This is a genomic window from Corynebacterium sp. KPL2825, assembly GCF_037908445.1.
Lineage (GTDB): Bacteria > Actinomycetota > Actinomycetes > Mycobacteriales > Mycobacteriaceae > Corynebacterium > Corynebacterium kefirresidentii.
Window position 1 is genome coordinate 48,053 of the sequence record NZ_JBBMGI010000013.1, and the last position, 21,327, is coordinate 69,379.

Sequence of the window (21,327 nt, forward strand, 5' to 3'; positions counted from 1 at the left end):
GGTGCTGTTGCAAAGTTGGGGCAGTAGGAAGAGCGACGTGATGTAATCACAGCCATGGGTATCTTCTCCGGTTGTCATTTCCCCGTGACATCATTCTATGGGCAGTGCGGTGGTACTGCCGCTACGGGGTGAGCTACCGCGCTCTGGAGGAAATGATGACCGAGCGGGGCGTGCCGGTCGATCACACCAGGATCTACCGCTGGGTCCAGAAATACGCGCCTGAGCTGGACCAGCAAACACGGTGGTACCGGCAGGTACCTGACTGGCAGGCCAGTTCTTGGCGGGCGGATGGGACCTATATCCGGGTCGGCGGCAGGTGGTGCTGCCTCTATCGGGCGATCACCGCCGGTGGCCAGACCCTGGACTTTTACCTCTCTTCGGAGCGAAACGTGGCCGCAGCGAAGCGTTTCCTGGCCAAGGCCGTCAGATCATGACAACAAGCAAGATGAGTTGTTGACACCATCGAAAACAAAAGTACGAAAGCCGAGAGCGGGAGTTAGGATGTAAATCCCCACACTTACAATCCTCGACCGGAAAAGTTCAGAAAAAGAAATAAACCGGAGGTCACGAACCCTTTCGAGTTTGTTACCTCCGGTGTCGCAGTTTGTACAACTGCTCATGGTGTGATGTTCACGATGGCAGCTCAACATGGCTTTTCAAGAAGCGTATCCCGAGCTGCCGATATGAAATCTCCCGAGAATTAATTCCGCTATTTGGGCTCTTCAATCGGCCGCGAAATAGGCCCTAGAATCACCGCCTGTCCACTTGTCTCTTTGGCCTGGCACATACTGCGGACATGAGAAAAGCTCGCCCAGCATGGCCAGACGAGCTTTAGAACATTTGTCTTATAAAATTGTCCAGAGCTTTTAGTGGACAAGATTTCACCACTAGGAAGTCAGTCTCACGTGTTTGAATCCTCAAAACGCCAAGGCGCGCTTTCGGAGGAAAAGGTTGTAAGCATCATCTCACACCAAAGACGAGCGGCATTCACTGCCAGCTCCGCATGCCGCTGCTCTAAACCTGACCGCAAACTCCCAGGTCCGTGCCCAGTCCCATAACTGTTGCGCAATTCTGCAAGCCCCATGGCAACATTACCGGCACCATTAAGTATCTGCCTTACAGCCTGAAGCTTGTCCGGCCCGAGCTGTTGATTTCCGTCCGACAATCCAATGGAGTGCTGGGCTTTTCTGAGTAAAGGTCTCATTTCGAGTTTCGGGTCGTATTCAACCTTTCGCTCGTTGAGGATCAACTTTGCTGTGGTTTCAACAAGTTCCTTCGCTTGTCCAATAACCAATTCTGGATCCGAATCGCGTAAGGCCCCAGAGAGACGATCTAAGTGGACAAAAATAGCACCCGGATCGGTTAAACCTTGCAAATCTTCTGGCGAAATCTCAAGACGCTGCGGCATTTGAATCAGCCACTTGTCCGAAACTTCAAGACCCGCAGCCTCAATTTTTCGCGTGAGCTTGCCAAACTCCCTGTCACGGAGAGCCAGGTATTCTTCTGACCATCCATTCCAAACTTCCAACAGAGTCTCTTGAAAAACCCTTAGAGCACGTGCGACCTCCCCGTGAGACGTCCAGTCGACTTGACGAATATAGGCTTCATACAAGGACACCCTCTCCCCTCCGATTGGTTCTATCGAAGAAGGCTCAGCAAATCCCTCCGACTCCCACATGCTTCGAATTTCACGAAGCACAATGCCGCTGGTCATATCACGCACAAAGACACGAATACCTACAGGTACAAGCTCTTTCGGTTCCATTCCACCTCTACCATTCATCAGGTCCAATTATCGTTATCGTACCCCGCAGTCTTTGACCTAAACCGCGACTTCTGACTCCATCAACTTCGATTTGCGGGCCACTGACGCCCTATATCCTCAGCCCGCAAACACCCCAGACAGAATCAGTTATACGTAGGACCCTCAGGTACACAATTACGTTCGAGGCGGGACTTTGGCTAGGTCTCGGCCAGTGTCCTCACGAACCATACGGAGCCGTCGTGTCATCGAGTCCTGACCTGCGGTTTTCCGCTCGAATGACTCTTGGATCGCAAGATTCGTCGAGGCCACCCACAGCGCGAGCGTGATGTAGAGCATCGGCTCACGCCTCACACCTCGCTTGAAGGATTCCATGCCAGTAACGTGCGGCGATTTCATAATCGAAAAACGTTGCTCGGTAATAGCGCGAGCTGCTTCATAATAAGTCGCATGCTCCCAGGAGCCAGGAACGAGCCCCCACTGGGAACGTTTCCACTGCTCAGGGGTAAGTGTGTGGGTAATACTTGACCGCGCGCAGCATTTATAGTGATCTGCACTCCAGCTAGGTGAAATTACTGGGGCTTCCTCGGATGCGAGCGTCATCGACGCCGGTTTGAGCAGGCATCGCACGCGTCCCTGCACAGCCGGGCATACCAAATCTATTTTCACCGGCTTCTCTGAGTTGTCTTCCTGCTTACGAGGGCGGCCACGGCCTTGACGCGCCCGATAAGGCCTCGAATTCGTGCCCATAATCAGCGGAAACAGAGCTTCGAGTCGAGCATCGTGGCGCTCAAAACCATCGTCCTCTCCAAGCAGCTCCATCGTGCGTCGGACAATCTTCCCGTCGCCTGCGATCGCACGCGCAGCAGGACAATAAAATTCGCCCGCAATTTGCACAGGGCCACTAGCAGGCTCGTCCCCTGCAGCGCTGTCAGATGCAAAAACAGTACGCCAGGATGTGGGATAGCGAACCACCGGAGCATAGCCTGCGGCAAGAAGCTCGTCATTAAAGTGCTTTTTCACGTTATAGCCCATATCGACGGTCAGCAACGGCACACGTCCACGCTTAATGCGCTGGTCAAAACCATTTTCTTGATGAAAACGAATAGCACGCGCTAAACCCTGCACCGAACCTGAGCTTGGTTTATCAATCGAAATCCCCGTAATCACCGGGGCAACCGAGTACACCGCTTTCGGTGGTCCGACGCGACACACCGCAGTAATGCCAACGGCCACGCCACCTTTGGTACTACGCCGGGTACCCAGCTCGGCGTGCAGGGAGTGATCCTCGCGATCGCGGATATAGTAAGCACCCGAGTACGCGGCACCTCGATGTTTCGTGTCCCGGCTGCCTAGCCCCATCGACTGGCCTGCCAGGTCGATGATGGTTTCGTCGGCGATGATATCGCCTCGATACCCCTTGGGGGCTTGCTCATGGATTGAGCCTGCCACCAGGGCGTTAACCACCTGGTGGAGCCTCTCGGACGCAACCTCGGAGGCTTGCTCTTGCTCCGGAGAACGCGAAGCCATCATTCGACGATGATCCCCATTTTTCACACGACGCGCAGGAGCATCCGGCAGTGAATCAAGTGGTTCAAGCCGCCGTGTTAGCCACATGGCAAAAGCCCTGTAGGTCCCCTCGCCACAGGAAAGATCTAAGCCAAGCCGCTCCTGTTGGGCAGGGTCTAGAGTCCATAGGGTGCGCCAAATCTCTGCCATCGAGGGCACACGCCGAATCCTAATCAGGGCCAACCCCACGGTAAGCACCGCCAGCATTGAGTATTTCGGGCCGGTGGATCTCCGTCCGCCCACGCCACGGTCCTGGTGAAAATAGAAATCAATCATTTGGTGAGCACCGGATTTTTCAATAATGGCAGCACAGTTCTCAACGAAATCGGGGGAAATTATCATCCGTTGATCTTGGATTACCACGGTCATCAGAGGATCTCCCCTTCGCAGTGCAGCAGGGCTTTTGCCTCGTCTTCCGGTGTAAACGTCGGCAGGTCGGCTTCCAGATCATGCAAAACCCGCAGGTCAGCAATGCCTGCCATTTTCATCAGCATCGCAGCCGGAACCCCCGGGTCGGAGGCCAGTTTTACCACCCACCGATTCCGCAGCGCTGCCGCATTAAATCCGGGAAAACCCTGCTCAACGAGCTCTTCCGAAACATGACAAATCGCATTTCGAGGCATAGTTTCCCCAACAATAGGAAATACATATCCGTTGCCGACCTCGCGTGCACGAGTCAAAAGGCGATGACCTCGAACTGGGCATACGACCGGCACCACACGAGAGACAACACCCTTTTTCCTCACAGCAATCTGGACCACCGTGCGCTCTGGCAGCTCAAGAGGGGAAATGTCGCTGCCCCGCAGGTGACGGATCTCCTGAGACGACAGGCCGGCCCCGGTAGTCAGATCTAAGATCGTCAGCAGTTGCGCGCGCAGCATCGGTCGGAGGTTCGGAGCAATCGCATACAGCTCGGTCTCCAGTGACAGGCGCGCGGCCGGGACCGCTTTGCGGCGCGGTCCTCGTTGACGATGCGGCTCAGGAAACTCATGAGGATACAAGACCCGGCCTGCAGCATAAAGAATTGTCCGATAAGTGCGCTGTGACCTGCGAGAAAAGACATCATCCCGAAAGAGCCATTTATCCACGGCAGGCCGTGTCAGCGCTCGCTCTTCGTCAACACTGTTGAACAAAAGCGCCTCATCGTAGAGATATCGCGCTACAACGCGGGCCGCCTTGGCATCAGCGACCTCATCTATAGCTCGGGTGTGTGCTTGGACAAGGGCCGCACGGTCGATGGCGTCACTCCGCAGTGGTCCCGCTGGGCGCTGGATTCCGATCTCCCTCAGTCGCAGATAGCGATCTGTATCAGGAAGCGTGCGTCGAGTAAGGCGGCGCACCCTCGACGGGGATGCCTGACCAATCACCGACACAGCAGGAGTACTGCTACGCTTTGATTCCTCGACGACCACTGGTGCTGCTGCAAGAGCCGTGAATCTACCCACGCGCGCTCACCACCCTCGTGCTTGAGGCGTTGGATCGGCTGATACTGTTGCTAAATATTTTGAGGCATGACAAGATAGACGCATCTCCATTCATGTAACTTGCAGTGAATTGATTGGATTCTTTCGCTCAACGTTTTGCAGAACGTCGGCGACCACAGGGCGCGATCTTGCAGGATCGGGCCCTGATTATGTTTCGGATTTGTCCGATAATTGCTATTAGGTCAGCGTTCCCCCACTTTCCTCATGCGAATCTTCGGTCCCACCGTCGAGCACCTCGAGATCCCGCAGCCAGCGCCCCATAATTCGCGACATTGAGCAGCCAATTTCCGCAGACTCAGACGCTAGGCGCTGGACTATTGGTGCAGGAAGCATGAGCTCGACACGGACTGACTCATCCGCGGAGACTACACGGGGTTTTCTCCGGCCGAAATGTGGGGGCGGAATTTCCATAAACGAGCTCCTATACACCATCCGTAATGATCTGACAATCATTCGCCGGTTTCCCGGCAGCAGCGAGTGATTCGCTGCACACGTTACGGTGGTTGGACCCGTAATGGGGCGGTTAGTCCCGGGCTCGCTTCGTGTAAAAGTCAGTAATGTCCCGTGGCTTCAAGCTGACTCAACCTTGAAGCCATTACAGACAGTACCGGATGGAACCGGTATCTGCATAAAAACGGAATAAAAAAATTACAACAAGATGTTTTCCCAGGTAAAAGGGAGGATTCCCTCCGATTTTTAGCGCAAAATGTTTGAGATGATTCGAAAAACTCTGACTGAGATACCAATCCAAATGCGTCACTGGCAAGACGCCAAGATTCACCTTCAGCACCCCGACTTGATTAGACAGCAGCTAAGCTGCGGTATCCCTCGAACGCCCCAACAAACAATGATCACGTTCAGGATCTTTGATCATCGAGTTCCGGACCAAACCCTTAAACCCGACATCCCACAATGCTTACCAACGGATGGCAACCTCAACGTCGCAACCCGTAACTTGTGCCCTTCAAAGTTAGAAGGTACTTAGCAGTATTCCCGAAGAGAAAGTCGCAAAGCGACCCCCACGGACTTCACCAGCACGAATCGCTTTAGGGAAAATGTGCCTGCTAGATAGGTATCAAGATAGAAGAAATCATTCTACGTGTATGCACGGATGTACCTGTATGCATATGTAGCAAATGTAGAAGCTAACCACCTGCCGAAGCATTTTCCGGGTGCAGACACCCTATAAGGCGGCATAGTACTAGGTGTTCGCAGCACACTGCCCCACTCCCTGCAGAAGGAAGCGTCCTAAACTACTCGCAGATGGTGAAACCTGGTATACTCGTTGCCAGCCTGAAAAGGCAGGGTATCTGTCGATGACAGCGAATCCTGGCCGATTTTGGGCGCGCCCCACGTCAGTGGGGATAGCTCGCAAATGGGCAGGATCAATTGCTCGGCAACGTACCCACGCCCCACATCAGTGGGGATACCCCACCCTCCTATGCCGCTCGTGAGAGCACGGATAGGAGGGTTCTTTTAACCCTTAACCCCCAAATGAAGCATGTTTGAACACATTGTGTATGTGTCGACGAAAGCACAGGTGAAGTGACTATAAATAGAAAAGATGATGCGCCCGAATTTTCGTATGACGAATTGGCGCGATGGGCTGAATCAGAAGAGTTCTTTCACGCACTGAAGTCTTCCTCCAAGTTGGCGAAATCGAACGAGACTGCGCTGCGCAAAGCACAAGATATACTCCGTAAGCAGCGTGGAGAATTGCGGTGAGAGTCCCTAGGTGCGGTGGTGACTGAACTGGACCCCATCCTGGGCGGGGATCCTGCCACCGCGGCTGGGGTGTGGGACCCTGTCAGCCTTGCCTGGCGGTAGGCGACGTCTCCTGCCCGCCACCGGTGCCCGGGGAGCGGGGCGGGCATGACCCGCGGTGTGTTATCGCTGGCGGATTTTCTCGGCCTGCGCCTGGACCATGCGGGTGAAATCTTCGGGTGCGACTTCGGGGGAGCCGGAGACGGTGTAGGTGGCCCCGTCGATCTCGACATAGGCGATGCGGCTGACGGAGCCGTTGTCACCGGAAAGGGGGGAGGAGGACTGTGTCAGGGTCACCTCGGCGGCGGTGACGGAGTCGGCGCCGTCGACGCGCAGCTCCATGGGTGCCGCAGTATAGGACGTGGATCCGCCGGCGAGGGTCCTGGTGATCGACTCGCATACCGACACGTCACGGGGGTGGTTCAACAGCTGCGGGTCGGATGAGACGGCCACGCTGAGTGTCGCGTCAGTGGACTCGTTGGTGAAGTCGCGGGCCGCGATAGCGTCGGGGTTCTGAACGATTTTGGAGATGTAGGTCACGCCGGTGGGGATTAAGGCGGCGCATTCGGCCGGGTCGGCGGTGACTTCCTGGGCCATAGAGACCATGTCCTGGTTGATGCCGGGGCTTTCGGCTTCCTGGTCCTGGATCATCTGGTTGATGCTGTCCATGCTGTAGCCCTGCGGGGCGGCGGTGTCGTCGACGACGGTGGTGTGGGGGTCGACGGGGCCCTTGTCGACTGTCGGAGAGGCAGAGACCCCGGTGGCGGGGTTGTCCCCGGTGTCCTGGTTGGTGGAGCAGGCGCCGACGGTGGTGCAGGCGGCGGCGAGGGCGAGGGCGGGCACTATGTGTCGGTTCATGCACACACAGTAACAAACACCCCGGTCATGCCCCCTGGCCGGCTGGGGATCGGAGGTGCGCGGGGGCGAACATGTGTCGGGTCCCGCCGCCATGAATTCCGGTGCGGGGGCACGTGGGGTGAGTTACCATTGCCGCATGCTGTCGCTTTACGAGGAATTTCCCGACGACCCTGTTACGCAAAGGAGCGCTAAGGAAGAGGAAGTCGAATTCCACTTCATCGTCTCCTCGGTGCCGGAAAAGAGGGTCGTGGATGATGACTGCGCCAAAGACAAGCTCAAACTCCAACTTATGCTTATGCCTGGTGTGGCTCTCCGGCTACTTCCCGACGGGGAAGTAACCACCGGGAGTATCCATGTGCGTTACCCGCACCTGTTTCATACCCGGCAGGGAAAGACGCTCTGGGATCCGCGGGAAATCGCCGATCTGGAGCCGTTCAAGGTGTATCGCGCGCGGGGTAGCTACTTCTTTTCCGATATCAGGAAGGAACCCTACGTCACCATTTGGGAAATGCTTGACCCGCTGCCCGACCCAGAGATGGAAGAACTCTCAGCCAAGACTGCCGAACCGGTAATCCTGGAGGCCAATATCGGACAACTGGTCCTTGACCGGACGTTCTCGACTTTCGAGGGTAAAGCGGACGACCTCGGCGTCAAGGTCAGTATGTGGTACGAGGGGCCAGAACTGCTCCTCGCGGGCCAGGGGAACATGGCGAAGAAGTTCAAGTCGGCGCTGAACTTCATCAACAACGTCCTCTCCCAGGAGTACCTCGATAACGCGCGCATGCTGGGGGCCGAAAAAGCGCTTCCGGCCGCGAACCGGTGGCGCCACGATGTGGCCGAGGCGGAAGGGAGGCCGACACCCGCCCCGAAACTCGGGGTGGAGGACGTCTACGCCAAGCTGACTCCGACTGTGGTGAGCATTCCCCACAGGGGAAACGTTGGTGTCGAGTTCGACGACGGGTACATGTTCGGTGGGCACCCCGTGACGGTCAAGACGAAGAGGGACGGAACTCCCACCTCGATCGAGATGGACGTCTAACCCGACAGTCCTTCTCCCACCTTGCCCTGCCGGGCAGGATGAGGGGTGCTTGCCGGAGCGGAATGCGCTCACCGTGAGGTGTTTTCTCTGGTGAACACCCACTTGCTCTACAGGATGAAGTTGAGGGTGGTGACTGTTGCCTGCGTCACCCACGAGAGGAAAACCGTGTTTTCGAAATCCGCCAGCGGGATACGGGCGAGCTTGTTGACCAGCACCGCCATGATCAAACACGCGGTGTAGACGATGAAGGCCTCAGCTTCTCGGTGGTGGACCGGTTGCCGGAGAAAGTGACAACGCTATTGCCGTAGTAGGCGAACAGGCTGCCGAGGATGTAACTGATTGCCCGGCTGATCAGGGCGTTTGCCCCGGAGGTTTCGAGGAAGTGTGCGGTGCCGAAGTCGATGGCGGCACCGATGACTCCCACGATGAAGAACAACACCACTGCCCGGGCGTTTTTCGTGCACCTGCCCGTCGGCCGTGGTCTATCATGGGCGTCGTCGACTGTCTGGCTTGGGATGAGGTGCGTCTGCGGGGGTCGGGTAGGCCAGCTGGGGCTTTTTATAAGGTGAACTAGATGAGGCCATGAATATCGGCGAAGGGGTCGACAGTGCTGTCTGTTTGTGGCTGATATTCTGCTAGCGTGGTCGCTTCTTCAAAAGCCTCTGCACCGAAGAGGTGCTGGATCAGCGAGGCAGTCATGTCCAAACCCGCCGCAACGCCCGAGGATGTCCATATTTTTCCATCCTCCACCCAACGGGCTTGAGATTGCCATTCAACATCATCATCCAAGGAAGAAACCCAACCGAATGCCCTCTTGTTGCTCGTTGCTCGGCGCCCTTTAAGGAGCCCCGCGGCTGCCAGTAGGGCTGAACCAGTACAAACCGATGCCACCATCTCGGCGCGCTGTCCCGTTTCCTTTAACCAGGACAGGAAGGTGGTGTCTTGAACTAGGGTTCGCGTCCCCGCACCCCCGGGGATCAGGAGAATATCCGGATTCTCGAGGTTTGTGTAAGGCAGATCTGTCAAGACACGTACGCCCTGGGCGCTCTGGACGGGCTCTTTTTCCTTTCCTAAAAAACTTATACGTATGTCCGGAACCTGACTCAAAAGCTCCACCGGCCCAAAGACGTCTAACACCTCGAATCCTTCAAAAAGGATGACGGAAACATGTCGCTCCCCAATCAGCTTTCCCATAGTCATAGATTACGTGATAGAGGGTGTGTCAGTGTGATACACCCTATTAATAAAGCGGAAGACTCCGTCCTAAATAAGACTTACTGTGTCTTCTTAGTCCAAGCCCTAGATTCTTATTCCGGAATTACTGACGACGCTCTAGCCCGAGTTTTCCTAAGCAAAGACTTCCGTATCGGAAACAGCCGAGCGGCAGACAATCTAACAATGAAGCCAAACTACGCCACACTTGCAGCCTAGACTGTAAAGAATATCCCCTCGTCTAAGTTGGATCTTCCAAAAGGCAGGATCGAGAAGATAAACATCTTGCGTCAAGGAGTTGTAGAAAATGAAGTTCAATTTTGAGGTACCTGAACCGCTGCAGCTGTCTGTACCTGTTTCATATTACGAAAATCTTCTGTCTGATTACCGATACCTAGACATCTCATTTCTCAAAATGGACACTACGGGTCAGGTTCTTGGCAAATGTGAGATCGGGGGGATCAACTACGCCATTAAAAGCTACGAGACTGCCGGATTGATTACCTCAATAGAAATCTTAGACGCACGGGAGTCAGATAGCTTCCTTGATATCCCACTGTCATTGTCAAGCCGAAAGTTTGTAAGAGCCCTAAAAGATGTGGGGATCGAATTTGAACACGACCGTGACGGCATAACCATTCCCCACGACAATGGGACAATCGCATTGTCGTACCAATTCGGCAAAGTTGTAGCTATTTACTGGGGGTAGCTAGCCAATTTCAATCACACGAGTGTGCAGTCTGACTTACGCGACAGCCTAACCAAATGCCTTGACGTATTAAACAACCGACGAAGAAGGAAGTGCATCGAGAAAATGAATATTGAAGGTACCTGCCCTTTGCCCGTAAAACCTGGAATGACGGTGAACCAGGCCACTAAAGCATGCTATGACTCGGAGTTAGCTGCGGATACGTATGAGGAACAGTTTGAAGGCTGGGTCGATATCGAAACACTAGAGCCTGGTGATCCTGGCCGCAAGATTGTGTGCTGCGTGGAAGACGGTAAATGCGTCACCGTTGAAATGAAGTACCTGGAGACGCCAATCACGGACACTTTCTATGGCGTTGACCTTAATCGTCGCCCCGCCGAGACCCCACAGGCGAGAACCGAACGAGTCGCACAAGAGCTACAACGCCAAGGTATCCGCACTGAGATAAATGATTTCCTCATCCTCCTGCCTGACCAATTAGTCGCTATCGAAACCAACGAGTGCGTTGCGTGGTTTGATCCTGACTATTGGAGTCTTGAGGACTTCCTTGAAACGTCGTACCTTGCCTAGTGAAAAGTAATCCTTAGATGCTAGCGAATGAAGCGGCAGCAGCATGCTTTAACGGAAAATAGTTAAAATGCGCACCAACTGTGATGACGGTTCCAGCAGATTATGCTACTGAAACTCGTGGCATGAACACTTTCTATCCTACTGATGGAAGGATAGAAGCTCCTGATTGGTTCAGCTCGACAATTCCTAACTTTGAGGACATCGCTGGGGAATAGCGTATGCGTAACTAAAACTTCTGAAGTGAAGAATGGAAAATCTATGTGGATAGATATCGAACAAATCGATATTGACCGATTAGCAATAAAGTTGTCGGCAGCACTAGACAAATGGATAGCTGACGAAAACAGCTATAAAAGCAAGACAGACATAGCTCCATTATTCATAGTGCAATGTCCTTCTCATTTCGAGATCGCCCTTACCCTCCGTGTTAAAGCCCCAAAACGGACGGCAATTGTAGGGTATGAGGCTGGCTACCAGCGCTATGTATGGTCACCTTATTTATACGAAGAAATCGCCGAGTCAATTGTTTTCGATACATTAGCTGGCGACTATCCAATCCTTAAAGCAGATTTTTCCGAGCCGGACAAAATTGTATGGGCTGGAGGAAAGGAAGCTGCAGATGCAAAGGCGCAGTCCATCGGAGATTTCTTAAGCTACTATGAGGACTTAAATGAGCGTGCCAAGGAAAGAATCTGGATCAGTAAGGATTTTCCTTTAAAGAAGCTCTTGTAAAGTAGGAGCAAAATGAGCTCATATAAAGACATCACCACCTTCTCTACTCCCATGCTCGTCAAGTCTCTGGATACGTTGGAGATTTCTGCGAGAGAGGACAACGGCGAGTGGGGAGCCCAATTTCCGCACGGTGTTGTCATCTTCGTTCCCGACGGTGAGTATTTCACTATCCGCATTGAGTCCGCTGGAACAATCCCGTCGGACAAGAAGCTGGTGGCGCTGGTTTAGTACAGATATTCCCACTTTGGATTTATGGAAATGGCAGTAACCCCAGAGCATCATTTTGATTTAAAGGCTGCCGCGTTTTCCTTGGCAGAGATCCTTAATAAGGATGCTTTGAGTGAAAATAGGTTTAGGGATGAACCCGCCACATCATTGCCAAGGTTCCATGGCGCCGCTGCTTGGATTAATACCTTCTTATACATTATTTTGAAAGTAGAAACACCTAACGGTACAGCCTTTGTGGGGTTTGAAGCCATCTTCCACCCTGAGGGAACTTTTCGAGAATACTCGGTTGAGTATGAAAATGTCCACGACTTATGGGCGTACGAAATTGCTGGTGAATCATTTCTTAGAGAACTCGATTTTGAGGATCCGGATCGTATCACTTGGTTGAAAACAGATAGGAAAAGTTTCGTTCCTTCTACATGGAACGACTTGCTCGATTTTAATGATGCTTCGAATCAAATATGGATGCAGGAATAAAGGATTTTCCTCTTGATTATTGTCACGAAGGTACTTGACCACTTAATGCGAGATGATTCGTATCCGCCATCAGGTCATCGTAAATAGCTGCTACCCGACACGGCCAGAACCGTCGTCTTCATTATCTGACTGACGGAAAACGGGCCTGATCCTTGTTTGGTGGATGCCTAATATGCACCCCGGTTGGTCGGGAAGAATTATAAGCTACAGCTTGCTTGACGTGGAACAAGATTGCATTGGAAACGTCGAAACCTCATTTATCGGGGTAACTGAAGGAACAATTGTTACCTCAACGGGAACTTATTATGCGAGGGCTTATAGTAATCCGACTCGCGTTGAATGTAAGATTCCTGGCAACCTTTAAAAGATAGGACTCGGTTAATGCATATATCTAATATTTATCTCGCCTACGTCAAACGCTTCCTTCTAGACTCGCATGGTAGTGCAATCCAGGGTAGTGCAATCCAGGTTCTTGCAGGTGCCAGTTTTGATGAGCACGAGATTCTCGAGTGGATTGATGAAGGCAAAAAAGTAGACCATGACATTTGGTACGAGGAAATTCCGATAGCGAACCCTCCCCATTCTCTCAGTTCGCCGAGTGAGGTATTAGTTTATTTTGATGGGTGTGATTTTGACGAAGGATGGGAACATGATTTCCAGTGGACAGATCCAGTAGGTCGTAGAGCCCTTGTCCCCGAAAAGGTTATTGGAGTTGTACGCCCCCGCCCTGAGACAGAAGGAGTGCTACGGGAAGACGGATATGTAGGTAATGATTACTATCTGTGGAGAGTTCCTTGCCCTTGGAAAAGCCGCTACCTTTTAGCTCCGTTCCAGGAAAAGAGTAATGAGTACATTGACTACGGACGTCCGTTTACGGTTTGAGCGTAATTAAATCGTAAAATCATGATGCAAGAAAAGTGACCCTAACTAGAGCAGTTAGGGTCACTTTTGTTTGTGCTAATGATTTTCATCAAAAATAAATCCGATAAGACCTAAGAAAAGGTTAGCCGTGACCCGTTAGCGGAATGTAAAGCTCTGCGTCTACTCTTCTGTCTGCTTTCATCCTTCTCAATTCCATAAAATGCTGAGGAACGTTGTTGCTGACTTCCCCAAGCCAGTCAATTTTATCTCCTGATCCATAGTCCAAGTCCCCGGCAAATGGGTCTCCAGCAAGTTTATCCGCCCAACCTTTTACAGCAGTATCTTCCTCCGAAGAGACGCCCCCAGTACTCGGTATTGGGGGCAATTCCATGCCAAGATACGCAAGCCCTCGCGTAGACATTACTGAAAATACGCAGTAGACGAATCGAGGCGTTCTCCAAGCCGCTCTAAGCTCGACAGCCCCGGGGGAAATCAGGTTTTCTTCAGCAAAATATCTCTTCAAAAGAGAATTCATATACCCCCCGAAAGCTGATGAGCTCCACTCAGCGTTCACGTTCCACACTCCACACTTCAATGCGCAAAAATTTTGTCCTGCACCAATTCACTGTATTTTACAGCCGAAAAATACCCTCAAGGGTTTATTTCTAGAATCGTGCTCTGATTCTTATTCTCTCCAAGACGGACGACACATGTAACCGTTGATTACAGCCAACTTCAGCGGCTATCTCTTTACGTGTAGGGGTTCTTCCTGTTTCAAGAATGCTCTGACCTACGATCGCTTGAATTTGCGCTCTAGTGGTCTGCCCCTTCACCTTCTTTCGGCGTTGAATCCCCTCCAGCCGTTCTAATGCAGACCGAGCGTAGTCACTGTTGCGGTCGTTCCATCGTTCTGCGGCTTTCTGGCCGCCTTTGCGCCCCATGGTGGCCAGCGCTTTGCGCTCGCGGGCTGTGGCGCTTCCAGCGCCTCCTATGGACGTTCCTGAACTACTAGAGCGTTTGTTGCCGAGGACATAACCACGCACGCGACGAGCCATCGTCAGGCGATCACGGGTTGGTGGCATCTCTGGCTCGCGGTTATCTGCTCCAACAGCCTGGGCGATGTTGTAGGCGTGTACTGACCGGAGACGTTGATCGATGCGGGCCCCACTCGAAGGTGCTCCCAAGTATCTCTTTCTCTCGTATGATCAGAGCCCCCGACAGGCCTTGAGAGATCCATTCAACAAGCTGTCCTAACACCTACGGGACAGTCAGATAAAATCGACCCATGTCGAGCAAAACGCGCCTTCTTGAGTTGCTGACCTTGTTGCACTCGGGACGATTGTGGTCCGCGGCTGAACTGGCTGAACGCTTGGAGATTAGCCCACGCACACTACGCCGTGACGTGACCACTCTGCAGGAGCTCGGCTATCCGATTAGCGCGAGCCGAGGAACCGGTGGGGGCTACGCCTTAACGGGTAAGTCCGCGTTGCCTCCGTTAATGCTTTCTGAGGACGAGGCGGTGGTCGTTGTGCTCGGACTGACCTACGCAACCGCCAAGGCAGCCGACTCCGACATCGATGCGACGGTGAGCGCGCTGGTGAAGCTCATGGAGGTCCTTCCGCCAAAGGTACGTCGTCAGGTTGAGGCCCTACGGAGCATTACTATCTCCTCGCCGCCCGGCAAACGACGTCCCATCAGTGAGGTGCGAGTCATCACTACCGTCGCCACTGCTTCCCGCCGTAGCGAAAGAATATTGATTGCTTACAGCACAGCAGGTGGAGCGAAGTCTACCCGCGAAGTCGAACCGCACGACCTCGTCTCGCGGGAGGGTCTGCTATACCTTGTCGCCTTTGACCTACTGAGGCAGGACTGGCGACTATTCCGCGTGGATCGCATCGCCGAGGCACAACCGACTGGGGATTCCTTCGCCCAACGGCAACTCCCGAGCGGCGATGCTTCGACGTTCTTGTCCGAGGGCCTGACCGCCGCGCGGTCGCTCCACCTGGTGCGCGCCACCGTCCAAGCGAATGCTGCGCGAGCGGAAGAGGTTCTTGGTGAGTATGCCAGTATCGAGCCGACCGGCCCGGGGTCCTGCAACGTCACGATCGCCGCAGATCAGCTTGATTGGGTCGCCTTCGGCCTCACCAGCATCGGTGCACCATTCAAGGTTCACGAGCCCAAAGAGGCCAGGCATCATTTGCAGGCCTGGGGCAAGCGACTAATTGAGGCGACTATGCCCTAATCTGACTGATCGTTGGACTTGTGGCCAACCTGTGTCCACAAGGGCTGATTAAGTTGTAGGCATGAACACAACGACACAGATTTCACCGTTCACTCTCCACATTGACGAAAGCGAACTCACCGACTTGCGGCAGCGACTTGAGTCCGTGCGCTGGCCCGACCGAGGCCCCACCGATGACTGGGCTGACGGACTTCCTCTTGACTACGCCAAGGAGCTCACCGCCTACTGGAAGGACGGTTTCGACTGGCGCGCCCAGGAGGCCCGCATCAATGCCGTGCCGCAATTCACGACTCCAATCGACGGACACGACATTCACTTCTTCCACCAACTCTCGCAACAACCTGAAGCCAAGCCCTTACTCCTCGTGCATGGCTGGCCTGGCACACCAGTAGACTTCCTCGACATGCTGCCTCAGCTCACGGATCCCGGAGAAGATCAACAGGCCTTTCACGTCGTGATCCCCACCATTCCAGGGTTCGGGATCTCCGGCCCCGCGAACGGTTGGACCGTAAGCCGCGTCGCTGACGCCTTCGCCACCCTGATGCACCGGCTCGGATACGACCGGTTCCTCGCGCACGGCTACGACACGGGATCCGGAATCGTTCGCAATTTGGGAATCCAACATCCTGAAGCGGTCGCAGGCATTCACACCACAGGGATGCTGGGTGGCGAGGGCCTTACCCGCGACACCGCTGACATGTCTAATCCGGCCGAAGCGGAGGCTGTCGCGCGCGGCATCCGATATCAGCACGACCTGAGCGCCTACGCCATACTTCAGTCCACCCGCCCACAATCACTGGCCTACGCACTGACCGACTCGCCCATCGGACAGATGTCCTGGATGGTCGAGCGCTTCCACGACTGGACCAGCACCGAGGAGAACCCTGACGCACTTCTCGGACGCGACCAGATGCTCACCGCAGTGTCGATCTACTGGTTCTTCCGCACGGCGGGATCGGCCGCTCGCTACTACAAGTACGGACGCCCCGACTGGACCGCTCCTCTTTCCAAGTCCGACGTCCCTACAGCCATCTTGGTCATGCCCAACGACATCAGTCGACCAGTGCGCCGCATCGCGGAGAATACTGACGAGATCGTGCACTGGACCGAAGCCGCTAAGGGTGGGCACTTCGCTGCCTGGGAGCAGCCAGACCTCGTCGCAACTGACATTCGCTGCGCCATCGGGCACCTGTCCTGACCCACATTCCTGTCGTGCCTGCTATGCCGCGGCCCTCCATGTAGCGGCGCGGCAGGACCCGACCAACACAACACGGCAAAGAAGGCACGGACACATTTGGCGGCAATGCTTTCATGTAAGGCGGCGACCGTCAGGACGATCAGTACGGTGACGATGTAGACGACCCGCCAGCCGTAACAGATAGGGTGCTGTTGCAAAGTTGGGTGGAGAACCGCGAACACTCCTTTCTTCGTCGCCTGGCCAGCATTATGGCCCAGCCTGCTTAGATATTCTGGAAGACCCGGTTGACGATCACCGCGTCCGGGTTCGGTTGCCTGTTGGCAAACATCGCGCCTTGCCCTTTCCGCAAGGAGTGCATCGCCTCCATCTCTTTCAACGTCCGATATACAGATGTCCGGTTCTTAAACGCGCCTTTCGGCCCGAGGATCCGCTTCAGCCGACCATGGTCGCCTTCCAGGATGTTGTTGAGGTATTTCACCTACCGGTGTTCCACTGTTGGCGGGCAGATTCCCTCTGACTTCAACTCGGCGATTGCCCTGGCTAGGCAGGGTGCTTTATCGGCGTTGATCACTCTGAGATACCCGGCTGACGCATTGGATCTGACGGCCTTGGCCAGGAAACACTTCGCTGCGGCCACGTTTCGCTCCGAAGAGAGGTAAAAGTCCAGGGTCTGACCACCGGCGGTAATCGCCCGATAGAGGCAGCACCACCTGCCGCCGACCCGGATATAGGTCTCATCCACCCGCCAGGAACTGGCCTGCCAGTCAGGTACCTGCCGGTACCACCGTGTTTGCTGGTCCAGCTCAGGCGCGTATTTCTGGACCCAGCGGTAGATCCTGGTGTGATCGACCGGCACGCCCCGCTGAAGTCATCATTTCCTCCAGAGCGCGGTAGCTCACCCCGTAGCGGCAGTACCACCGCACTGCCCACAGAATGATGTCACGGGGAAATGACAACCGGAGAAGATACCCATGGCTGTGATTATTTCACCTCGCTCTTCCTACTGCCCCAACTTTGCAACAGCACCACCAAAACCACTCTGACCAGCGAACACGCGACTGGCTGCTAACGATTCCCGCAGATGGAGACAAAGGTGTTAGCAGAGACGAAGTAGAAAGCAAGCAAGCTAGCTAGCTACTCGGCATATTTTGGTCAGCTAGAAAAGGGAAAAGCGGCTATTTACACTGGCAGATATACCTATCCCACGACCAGCCGATACGATTTAGCACGCTAAAAAATAAGCTCCCGACAGCACATCTGGAGCCTAGGCGCGGAACTGCTCGTGAAGCAGTAGCCTACGTGACCAAGGAAAAACGCGAGTCCAAGGCGAATTGCCGCTGGTCAAAGGCGAAATCGACTTCAAGGAGAGTCAAGGTCAACGCTCTGACTTGGAGGAGCTTCGCGAAGAAATCATGTCCTCTAACTGCAAGCTATCTAGCTTGCTAGCTAGCAACGAAAACGCTTGGAAATTCGAGCGCCAATGCCAGACGCTAATTGAAGCACGCAATGCCGAACCCTGGGGCCGTAAAATGCGCGATGTACAGGTAAAATGCTTTTTCGGCGCTACTGGAACTGGAAAAACTCGCAGTGCCCTAGAAAGCGCGGATTGGGCCGATATTTACCGCGCCACCTACTACAATAGCGGCGCTTTTGATGGATCTGATGCGCATGACGTGCTCATCTTGGACGAATTTCGTGGTCAGCTCCCAGTGTCACAGCTGCTCACCATGAGCGACCCCTACCCCTGCAAGCTAGCCGCACGGTATGCGGATAGACAGGCCGCATATACCTCGCTTTACCTGCTATCCAATGACGGCCCATGGGATTGGTACCCCTCGGCAACAGAAGAAACAAAGCGCGCCTTATGCAGGCGATTTACCGAAGTACGCGAGTTTACTTCCGTAGGAAAATCCCGCGTCCTGGAGAAAGAGGAGGTGCTAGAAAGAATGCTAGATAGCAAGCTAGCTAGCGCGGTAGTAATAAAAAGTAGCAACCTAGCTCGCCTATGTGTACACATGAAATCATGTCTACACGTAAACGTCCGCCCTCACCCGCTGCCCAAGCTGCCCGCGCCCGCCTGGAGTCTTTCGCCCCGGAGGCTGCTCACCGCCTAGGCGAGCACTACACCATCGAGGACGTCCAAGTCGCTACCCTCCACGCCCTGGAGCTGCCGCTGCCACGCCCCCCGCGCTTGTATCGATGAACGTACGCGTGCCTGCTGACCTCAAGGCTCGAGCGACTGATGCGGCCCGCTCGCGCGGCGTCACCCTGCAGGCCCTTGTGGCTGAAGCACTAGAAGCTTTTATCGAACAAGGGCGCTAATCGTGATTCAAGTTGCGCTGTTTGCACTGTTCCAACTGGTTGAATATTACGACGAAAGGAGCGGTGGCGACTTGCTCATAGGGGCTTTCCTGGCCCTACTGGTGGTCGGAATAGGGCTGTTCATTGGGGCCGCTAAAGTGAAATTCCCTTCAATAATTTTTATTGTTCAGGGGCTTGTAATCACAGTCGCTTTTCTTACTGGTGCGGAACCAGAGTCCGGCATAGAGGGGGTTGGTTGGATCATGATGCTTACTGTTCTTCAAACCCTTAACTTAGGAAGAGCGTGGAAGGCTTCGACAAAAATAAAAAGAACTTGGAAAACGGCATGACTAAGGAGCGGGCAATGGCCGACATTGTTCATGAAGCCCAAGACACGCACCTGTGCGCCTTGTTTATTGGGGCGCACGGGGATACTGGAGACTACGAGTACGCACTAAACGCCGCCAACAGTGCTGCCAAGCACCTGCAAGCAATACAAGCGGAGTTGCCTGCCACTTCCCCACTGGCCCGCGACGCCGGCACACTCGCTAAGTTTGTGCACGCAGCACAACGGAACCTGTCTCAGCAGAGGCCCGCAGATAACCCAGACGAACTCCTAGACTTAGCCACTAGCCTCAAAGAAAAGCTGGAAAGCGCGCAATAAAGGAAACTCCCCTAGTGCTTCTCGTCGTTGGAAGCACTAGGGGAGAAGCCACCTGTGGGGGGATTGTGGCTTTTTTATTTTCCTTCCGTCCGACTATGCGCCGGGGGAGGTGCGCTGCGGACACCCAAAACCATACCGCCTTACAGCGCGCCCGCAACCGGAGCAATAGGTAGAGCAACAGAAAGCTCTCTGTGTCGAGGGTAAGAGATAAAGTATGCAGTTCATAGCCTATAGGGCTAGCCATACGGAGGGTGTCAGGCCCTACCGACCATCGGGAATGCGCACCGACTTCGTAGCAACGACGTCGTGGCCTACGGTCAAAAACATTCCGCGAATACAAATCTGGAAGACAACCCCGTAGACCCCGAGTTGCACCCATCACACTCCAGGAATTAATAGCACACCTCGACCATTTCGACACCAAACTTGCAGCTATCGCAAGCATCATGCACACCATCCAAACCCTCGCCGCCAGTGGAACCATCGAACTAGAAGGCGCCTGGGTTGTCCCGAACTCCACCGGGAATAACCCAACGCAATTCAACCGGCCCGAGTCATGTACCATTTCCTTTCCACTCTTAATTCAGTCTCTTAAAAAATACCGAAATAGACGAAACGCAACGCAGGACGCCTCATCTTGCGCTTCCTCTGAGTCTGTTGCGGCGGCAAGTGAACTACAAATTAATAATGGAACGATTGTCCCAATAGTTAGCTTGCAGGATTCTGACAATTCAGCTCCATCCAATTCGGTAAAATTGACCATGCCATGACAGATCGCTGGAATCACAACACGGCCTACCATTCTGAACTGCTCGCCGCTGCCCCGGGGCCGGATTCGAAAGTCCTTGACGTTGGTTCGGGAGACGGACTACTAGTCAGCAAATTCGCGGAGGTAGTCCATGACGTAAGAGGCATAGACTCAGACCCCCATGCAGTCAAACAGGCGAGGGCCCTTCTGGCCACCGTCCCAAACGCAACTGTAATTCTCGGCGATGTTTTCGACGCCCCAGAACTACTAGGACAGCAGTTCGATCTCATCACGGCAGTGGCAACACTCCACCACCTCCCACTCGAACCGGCACTCAAACGGCTCGCAGAACTCCTATCACCCGGAGGAGAACTATTCGTGATAGGGATTGCCTCCAACAAAACTGCGGCCGACTGGTTCATCTCTGGGGCACTCGTCATCCCAGTGCGTTTGATGAGTAAAGTCCATCGTGAAGAATATTATCCCGGTATGAAGACTTCAAAACCACAAAAGTCGCTGAAAGAAATTTGCGACATAGCCAAAATTGTTCTCCCCGGATGCCGCATTCAACGACGTTTTTACTACCGATACACACTCAGGTGGACTAAACCATCCGGCGGATCTACTAACTCCTAATCCAGCAACCCAACCACCTGGCACCGACACATTCGACAAGTCAGTAGCCCCTAAGTCAGGCCGGCAACCTTCCACCCCTGCACGAAACGGGGCGAGTGAAAAGCATTTTTGAAACCTCATCGACTTTGCTCTCCAAGAGAGCCCAGCACCTCTACTCACACCCCAAAACCGGAAAACCAAAACAGCAGATAGGAGAGGCGGAATCAAGCGGTGGATGCGCCACGCTTGAATAGTTCGTTAAGTATTTCACGTGGGGTTGCGCCGCCGAGGATT

The 21,327-nt window shown here is 54.1% G+C and carries 23 protein-coding genes and 2 pseudogenes; 16 read left to right on the top strand and 9 right to left on the bottom strand.

Annotated elements, in window-relative coordinates; all coding sequences use genetic code 11:
- Nucleotides 1-54: 54 nt before the first annotated feature.
- Nucleotides 55-431: pseudogene (locus tag WMQ00_RS10340) on the top strand (IS6 family transposase); the annotation flags it as partial.
- A gap of 470 nt (nucleotides 432-901) precedes the next feature.
- Here WMQ00_RS10340 and WMQ00_RS10345 read toward each other — a convergent pair.
- The 5 genes from WMQ00_RS10345 to WMQ00_RS10365 form a co-directional block, all read right to left on the bottom strand.
- Nucleotides 902-1,783, bottom strand: coding sequence for an abortive infection family protein (locus WMQ00_RS10345; RefSeq protein ID WP_317001844.1), 882 nt, complete (start codon nucleotides 1,781-1,783; stop codon nucleotides 902-904).
- 156 nt (nucleotides 1,784-1,939) lie between these two features.
- The gene (locus WMQ00_RS10350; RefSeq protein ID WP_340441012.1) at nucleotides 1,940-3,700 is read right to left on the bottom strand and encodes a hypothetical protein; all 1,761 of its coding nucleotides are present in this window, start codon (nucleotides 3,698-3,700) and stop codon (nucleotides 1,940-1,942) included.
- Complete coding sequence (locus WMQ00_RS10355; RefSeq protein ID WP_317001837.1) at nucleotides 3,700-4,776, bottom strand: hypothetical protein; 1,077 nt, start codon at nucleotides 4,774-4,776, stop codon at nucleotides 3,700-3,702. The genes WMQ00_RS10350 and WMQ00_RS10355 overlap by 1 nt, the downstream gene beginning before the upstream one ends.
- Before the next feature lie 216 nt (nucleotides 4,777-4,992).
- Complete coding sequence (locus WMQ00_RS10360) at nucleotides 4,993-5,226, bottom strand: hypothetical protein (protein WP_317001836.1); 234 nt, start codon at nucleotides 5,224-5,226, stop codon at nucleotides 4,993-4,995.
- Between the two features lie 1,476 nt (nucleotides 5,227-6,702).
- Nucleotides 6,703-7,437 carry a hypothetical protein gene (locus WMQ00_RS10365; protein ID WP_317001835.1) on the bottom strand — a complete coding sequence of 245 codons (735 nt, stop codon included), beginning with the start codon at nucleotides 7,435-7,437 and terminating at the stop codon, nucleotides 6,703-6,705.
- 136 nt (nucleotides 7,438-7,573) lie between these two features.
- Here WMQ00_RS10365 and WMQ00_RS10370 point away from each other — a divergent pair, with 136 nt between their 5' ends.
- On the top strand, nucleotides 7,574-8,476 hold the full coding sequence (locus WMQ00_RS10370; protein WP_317001834.1) for a DUF2262 domain-containing protein: 903 nt from the start codon (nucleotides 7,574-7,576) through the stop codon (nucleotides 8,474-8,476).
- A 223-nt stretch (nucleotides 8,477-8,699) separates the two neighbouring features.
- Here WMQ00_RS10370 and WMQ00_RS10375 read toward each other — a convergent pair whose 3' ends face one another.
- Nucleotides 8,700-8,915, bottom strand: a complete 216-nt coding sequence (locus tag WMQ00_RS10375) for a GtrA family protein (protein ID WP_340441013.1) — start codon at nucleotides 8,913-8,915, stop codon at nucleotides 8,700-8,702.
- Between the two features lie 131 nt (nucleotides 8,916-9,046).
- On the bottom strand, nucleotides 9,047-9,670 hold the full coding sequence (locus tag WMQ00_RS10380; RefSeq protein ID WP_317001832.1) for a DJ-1/PfpI family protein: 624 nt from the start codon (nucleotides 9,668-9,670) through the stop codon (nucleotides 9,047-9,049).
- A gap of 325 nt (nucleotides 9,671-9,995) precedes the next feature.
- Between WMQ00_RS10380 and WMQ00_RS10385 the strand changes: the two genes are divergently transcribed.
- From WMQ00_RS10385 to WMQ00_RS10410, 6 genes are all read left to right on the top strand, one after another.
- Entirely contained in the window at nucleotides 9,996-10,397 is a 402-nt protein-coding gene (locus WMQ00_RS10385) for a hypothetical protein (RefSeq protein WP_299137744.1), read from the top strand.
- Between the two features lie 105 nt (nucleotides 10,398-10,502).
- Nucleotides 10,503-10,967 (top strand): hypothetical protein, encoded by a 465-nt coding sequence (locus tag WMQ00_RS10390; protein WP_299137745.1) that lies wholly within the window; start codon nucleotides 10,503-10,505, stop codon nucleotides 10,965-10,967.
- A 240-nt stretch (nucleotides 10,968-11,207) separates the two neighbouring features.
- A complete protein-coding gene (locus WMQ00_RS10395) occupies nucleotides 11,208-11,699 on the top strand; it encodes a hypothetical protein (RefSeq protein WP_299137747.1) in 492 nt (163 codons plus the stop codon).
- Nucleotides 11,700-11,711: 12 nt separating this feature from the next.
- Nucleotides 11,712-11,927 carry a hypothetical protein gene (locus WMQ00_RS10400; RefSeq protein WP_299137749.1) on the top strand — a complete coding sequence of 72 codons (216 nt, stop codon included), beginning with the start codon at nucleotides 11,712-11,714 and terminating at the stop codon, nucleotides 11,925-11,927.
- A gap of 24 nt (nucleotides 11,928-11,951) precedes the next feature.
- The gene (locus WMQ00_RS10405; RefSeq protein WP_299137750.1) at nucleotides 11,952-12,404 is read left to right on the top strand and encodes a hypothetical protein; all 453 of its coding nucleotides are present in this window, start codon (nucleotides 11,952-11,954) and stop codon (nucleotides 12,402-12,404) included.
- Nucleotides 12,405-12,785: 381 nt separating this feature from the next.
- Nucleotides 12,786-13,286 carry a hypothetical protein gene (locus tag WMQ00_RS10410; RefSeq protein ID WP_299137751.1) on the top strand — a complete coding sequence of 167 codons (501 nt, stop codon included), beginning with the start codon at nucleotides 12,786-12,788 and terminating at the stop codon, nucleotides 13,284-13,286.
- Nucleotides 13,287-13,407: 121 nt separating this feature from the next.
- Here the strand turns inward: WMQ00_RS10410 and WMQ00_RS10415 are convergent, their stop codons facing one another.
- Nucleotides 13,408-13,839, bottom strand: coding sequence for a hypothetical protein (locus WMQ00_RS10415; protein WP_299137752.1), 432 nt, complete (start codon nucleotides 13,837-13,839; stop codon nucleotides 13,408-13,410).
- Nucleotides 13,840-14,550: 711 nt separating this feature from the next.
- Between WMQ00_RS10415 and WMQ00_RS10420 the strand changes: the two genes are divergently transcribed.
- Together WMQ00_RS10420 and WMQ00_RS10425 are read left to right on the top strand one after the other, a co-directional pair.
- Nucleotides 14,551-15,507, top strand: coding sequence for a helix-turn-helix transcriptional regulator (locus WMQ00_RS10420; protein ID WP_299137753.1), 957 nt, complete (start codon nucleotides 14,551-14,553; stop codon nucleotides 15,505-15,507).
- A 61-nt stretch (nucleotides 15,508-15,568) separates the two neighbouring features.
- Complete coding sequence (locus WMQ00_RS10425) at nucleotides 15,569-16,705, top strand: epoxide hydrolase family protein (RefSeq protein ID WP_299137754.1); 1,137 nt, start codon at nucleotides 15,569-15,571, stop codon at nucleotides 16,703-16,705.
- Nucleotides 16,706-16,967: 262 nt separating this feature from the next.
- Here the strand turns inward: WMQ00_RS10425 and WMQ00_RS10430 are convergent.
- A pseudogene (locus WMQ00_RS10430) lies at nucleotides 16,968-17,678 on the bottom strand (IS6 family transposase).
- A gap of 170 nt (nucleotides 17,679-17,848) precedes the next feature.
- On the opposite strand from WMQ00_RS10430, the gene WMQ00_RS12035 reads away from it, so the two are divergent.
- From WMQ00_RS12035 to WMQ00_RS10455, 6 genes are all read left to right on the top strand, one after another.
- Entirely contained in the window at nucleotides 17,849-18,151 is a 303-nt protein-coding gene (locus tag WMQ00_RS12035; RefSeq protein ID WP_445293067.1) for a hypothetical protein, read from the top strand.
- A gap of 577 nt (nucleotides 18,152-18,728) precedes the next feature.
- Complete coding sequence (locus tag WMQ00_RS10435) at nucleotides 18,729-18,908, top strand: hypothetical protein (protein WP_299140779.1); 180 nt, start codon at nucleotides 18,729-18,731, stop codon at nucleotides 18,906-18,908.
- On the top strand, nucleotides 18,905-19,027 hold the full coding sequence (locus WMQ00_RS10440; RefSeq protein ID WP_299140776.1) for a hypothetical protein: 123 nt from the start codon (nucleotides 18,905-18,907) through the stop codon (nucleotides 19,025-19,027). Before WMQ00_RS10435 ends, WMQ00_RS10440 begins: the two co-directional genes overlap by 4 nt.
- A 2-nt stretch (nucleotides 19,028-19,029) precedes the next feature.
- Nucleotides 19,030-19,356: a hypothetical protein gene (locus WMQ00_RS10445; RefSeq protein WP_299140774.1), complete on the top strand. Its 327-nt coding sequence runs from the start codon at nucleotides 19,030-19,032 to the stop codon at nucleotides 19,354-19,356.
- A gap of 14 nt (nucleotides 19,357-19,370) precedes the next feature.
- Nucleotides 19,371-19,670 (top strand): hypothetical protein, encoded by a 300-nt coding sequence (locus WMQ00_RS10450; protein WP_317001831.1) that lies wholly within the window; start codon nucleotides 19,371-19,373, stop codon nucleotides 19,668-19,670.
- A 766-nt stretch (nucleotides 19,671-20,436) separates the two neighbouring features.
- A complete protein-coding gene (locus WMQ00_RS10455; RefSeq protein ID WP_317001830.1) occupies nucleotides 20,437-21,054 on the top strand; it encodes a class I SAM-dependent methyltransferase in 618 nt (205 codons plus the stop codon).
- The last annotated feature ends 273 nt before the right edge of the window (nucleotides 21,055-21,327 follow it).